General features: G+C 61.4%; 1 protein-coding gene. It reads right to left on the reverse strand.

Annotated features, from left to right (window positions below; all coding sequences use genetic code 11):
• Positions 1 to 109: 109 nt before the first annotated feature.
• The gene (locus tag HOC_RS20450; RefSeq protein ID WP_035542481.1) at positions 110 to 1276 is read right to left on the reverse strand and encodes an epoxide hydrolase family protein; all 1167 of its coding nucleotides are present in this window, start codon (positions 1274 to 1276) and stop codon (positions 110 to 112) included.
• Positions 1277 to 1421: the final 145 nt, after the last annotated feature.

The following is a 1421-nucleotide window of genomic DNA, read 5'->3' on the forward strand; positions in this document are numbered from 1 at the left end:
GACGCTCATGCTCCAGATGCGAAAGAAAGGCAGGCAACGTGTCCATCGCCCCAGAGTGGCAGCTGCGCATTAAGGATGGGTTTCGGGGCGGGCGGGTCTTCCCGGTCGATCAGTCCCGAAGTGGACGGAAAAAGGAGCGAATTTCGTCGGCCAGTAGCTCGGGCTGTTCGAGGGCAGCGAAATGGCCGCCTCGGGGCATCGCACTCCATCGCCTTACGTCAAAGACCCTTTCAACCCATGAGCGTGGCGGCGTTGGAAGCTCTTTCGGAAACAGCGCCATGCCAAACGGGGGATGGATCCGTTCGCCAGGCGCGAAGATCAAGGGATTCGCACGGTTTTCCTTGTAGAGCCTGAGCGAGGCGTCAATTGTCTGCCCAAACCAATAGAGACTGATGTCCCGCAGCATCACATCCATCGGGATCAAGCCCTCGAGATCGCCGTCGCAATCACTCCAGCTGCGGAATTTCTCGGCGATCCAGGCGGCGAGGCCAATGGGAGAATCCGTCAGCGCGAATGCCAGGGTCTGCGGTTTGGTCGCGTGAAGTGCCGCGTAAGCCCCTTCTTCAGCCGACCACGCGGCGCCCGTCGCCAGAAAGGCCGCCTCCTCCTCGGTCATCGGAGGCGCCTCCCCCTCGAAGCTGGGCCGCATCCCGCCGGGGATATAGTTCAAATGGAAGCCTTTGACACGGTCAGGGTACAACCGGGCTAACCAGGTCGACACGCCCGCTCCTATATCGCCGCCCTGTGCGCCGAACGTGTCGTATCCGAGACCCGCCATCAGCCCGGCCCACAAATTGGCGATGCGCTGCGAGTTCATGCCGGGAGCAGTCGGTGCAGGAGAGAATCCATAGCCGGGAAGCGAGGGCACCACGACGTCGAACGCATCCGCAGGGGCGCCGCCATGGGCTGCAGGATCGGTCAGCAGGGGCACGATATGCTCCATTTCCAGGAATGAGCCCGGCCAGCCATGTGTCATCACCAGCGGCATCGGGTTGGGACCGGTGCCGCGGTGGTGCAGAAAGTGAATGTCTTGCCCGTCAACGTGCGCCATGAATTGGGGCAGCCGGTTCAGTCGCGCCTCCTCCCTCGGCCAGTCAAAGTCGTTTTGCCAGTAATCAATGAGGCGGCGCAGGAATGCCACGCTCGTGCCGTCCTGCCAGCTCTCACCATCCAGTGGCATCGGCCACCGCGCATGGCGCAGCCTGTTCTTCAGGTCGGCGACAGCTGCTGCCGGAACTGCGCTACGGAAAGGGGAGACCGAAAGTGCGTCTGTCATATTAGTCTCTGAACTATCAGTTTGGTCTTTAACCCTGGTATTTCGCATTTGAGCGCCTTCGGCGTCGGCTCCTCGCCGAGGTGCACGCGCAGGAAATTGAAGAAGTCTGCCAAGTCGCTGCCATAGGCCTCAACCGTATTCTCCG

It is taken from the genome of Hyphomonas oceanitis SCH89, assembly GCF_000685295.1.
Lineage (GTDB): Bacteria > Pseudomonadota > Alphaproteobacteria > Caulobacterales > Hyphomonadaceae > Hyphomonas > Hyphomonas oceanitis.